At 34.1% G+C, this 1,761-nt stretch carries 5 protein-coding genes; 3 read left to right on the top strand and 2 right to left on the bottom strand.

Annotation, left to right across the window (positions count from 1 at the left end):
* Positions 1 to 23 precede the first annotated feature (23 nt).
* The 3 genes from DL239_RS21850 to DL239_RS21145 all read left to right on the top strand — a co-directional run bounded on the left by DL239_RS21850 (position 24) and on the right by DL239_RS21145 (position 1,106).
* Positions 24 to 146 carry a ribbon-helix-helix domain-containing protein gene (locus DL239_RS21850; protein WP_167686078.1) on the top strand — a complete coding sequence of 41 codons (123 nt, stop codon included), beginning with the start codon at positions 24 to 26 and terminating at the stop codon, positions 144 to 146.
* A 67-nt stretch (positions 147 to 213) separates the two neighbouring features.
* On the top strand, positions 214 to 870 hold the full coding sequence (locus DL239_RS21150) for a replication protein (RefSeq protein WP_061092472.1): 657 nt from the start codon (positions 214 to 216) through the stop codon (positions 868 to 870).
* Positions 871 to 890: 20 nt separating this feature from the next.
* Complete coding sequence (locus DL239_RS21145; RefSeq protein WP_061092473.1) at positions 891 to 1,106, top strand: hypothetical protein; 216 nt, start codon at positions 891 to 893, stop codon at positions 1,104 to 1,106.
* Between the two features lie 156 nt (positions 1,107 to 1,262).
* Here the strand turns inward: DL239_RS21145 and emrC are convergent, their stop codons facing one another.
* The gene (gene emrC, locus DL239_RS21140; protein ID WP_061092474.1) at positions 1,263 to 1,649 is read right to left on the bottom strand and encodes a multidrug efflux transporter outer membrane subunit EmrC; all 387 of its coding nucleotides are present in this window, start codon (positions 1,647 to 1,649) and stop codon (positions 1,263 to 1,265) included.
* A gap of 1 nt (position 1,650) precedes the next feature.
* Positions 1,651 to 1,758: a hypothetical protein gene (locus DL239_RS21870; RefSeq protein WP_439650883.1), complete on the bottom strand. Its 108-nt coding sequence runs from the start codon at positions 1,756 to 1,758 to the stop codon at positions 1,651 to 1,653.
* Positions 1,759 to 1,761: the final 3 nt, after the last annotated feature.

The raw sequence follows: 1,761 nt of genomic DNA, 5'->3' as shown, positions 1-1,761 counted from the left end.
AAAAAAAGAAAAAAAGATTAACGATTACTTTGGCGGAATCTGTACTAGATGACCTAGAAAAAATGGCTAAAGAAAAAGGTCTATCTAAATCCGCATTAATCACGATTGCTCTAGGAGAATACAAGAAAGGGCAAAAATGGGCATAAAAAAAGAGCGCCTCGGGAAAAGGTACGCTCAATCTACAACTCATTTTTGTAAGGTGAATATATCATTATGGCTAAAGACAAAGCAAGATACTTTACTTTTTTGTTATACCCTGAATCTATTCCAGAAGATTGGGAAATGAAGCTAGAATCAATTGGTCTTCCGATTGCAATTAGTCCTCTTCATGATAAAGATCTAAGTGAAGTTGAAGGGCAAAAATATAAAAAGGCTCACTATCACGTTATTTATGTGGCGAAAAATCCAGTAACCGCAGATAGTGTACGCTATAAAATTAAACAAATTTTGGGCCCAAAAAGCGTTGCTATGGTTCAAATTGTAGTTCAGAGCATGGAAAATATATACCTGTATTTAACACATGAATCAAAAGATGCTATCGCTAAAAATAAGCGTGTATACGATAAGCGAGACATTAAGCTGCTGAACAACTTTGATATTGATCGATACATAACGCTTGATGTTGAAGATAAAGACGACATGTTGAACGATGTCTGTGATTTGATTGATGAACATGGACTAGCAAACATTCGTGAGTTAAGGAGATTTGTCAGAGCTCGTGGGGCTGAACATAATTTGCCTAGCATGAAAATAATAAACTCTGTTTTGCGGTCGCATACTGGATTGATTAGGTTGTATTTCGATGCTGTTTATCAAGAACGGAAATATGGTCGAAGCGATTTCGACAAAGAAACAGGCGAATTAAAATGACAAAAAAGGAGGTAAACTGAATGATTACTAGAGAAGATGAAGCAAACTTCCCCGATTTTAAAACGGCGTTAGAAGCAAAACAATATTTTAGAAAACGTTATGGCAAAAGCTATCGTGAAGGTAGCCGTGAGCAATTAGACGAAAATCATATTTGCTATTTTGACGAAGTTGATTATCAACCTGTTCAAATTTCTGTTTTTGATGATGGATCGGTTTTAGTTCATGTGGTTTATTGAGATACAAAAGATATTCAACAAACGGGCCAGATTATTTAGAAATAGTTAGTGGGTTAAAATGGATATTGTGAAAAAATGTACTTAAGCTATCCAGCAGTTTAGCTTTATAAGAAAAAAGTGCTTTCCAAATCAGAAAACACTTTTATAAATCATTTTTTATTCCATTTTATTACTGGCAATGATTGTGGATTCATTTACTTTTTCATTATTACTTGCTTCACCGTGCCCTGGACCAAATAGATTCAATATTACAACACCTATAAGAATTAATGCGATTCCTGTAACACTGGCAGCATTGACTTTCTCTTTCCAAATTAGAACGGAAATAATGGTTGTAGCAACGATTCCTATTCCAGACCAAATGGCATAGGCGGTATTAAGTGGAATAGTCTTCATTGCTAGTGATAAAAAGAAAAATGCGCTTATAAAAGCAATTATTACACCAATAGTAGGATAGAGTTTTGAAAATCCTTCAGAAGCTTTGAGCATAGACGAACCAATAAGTTCTCCTATTATGGCTAGTGTTAAATATAAATACGACATATTATTTTTTCTCCTTAGTCAGATGATTTAATTCGTTTATAACATCGTTTTTAAGTTTTTCGTCTAGTGGCGATAGCTCAAATATTTCTGAAAACCAAAATCCATCTATTGC

This window comes from Parasedimentitalea denitrificans (genome assembly GCF_011813015.1).
Taxonomy (GTDB): domain Bacteria; phylum Pseudomonadota; class Alphaproteobacteria; order Rhodobacterales; family Rhodobacteraceae; genus Parasedimentitalea; species Parasedimentitalea denitrificans.
The sequence above is the reverse complement of the archived record's forward strand: the minus strand, read 5'-3'. Positions and strand labels throughout refer to the sequence as shown.

What these genes read in the sequence shown, in the direction of transcription:
- DL239_RS21150 (WP_061092472.1), top strand. Translation starts at nt 214, where the DNA reads ATGGCTAAAGACAAAGCAAGATACTTTACTTTTTTGTTATACCCTGAA.
- DL239_RS21145 (WP_061092473.1), top strand. Translation starts at nt 891, where the DNA reads ATGATTACTAGAGAAGATGAAGCAAACTTCCCCGATTTTAAAACGGCG.
- emrC (WP_061092474.1), bottom strand. Translation starts at nt 1,649, where the DNA reads ATGTCGTATTTATATTTAACACTAGCCATAATAGGAGAACTTATTGGT.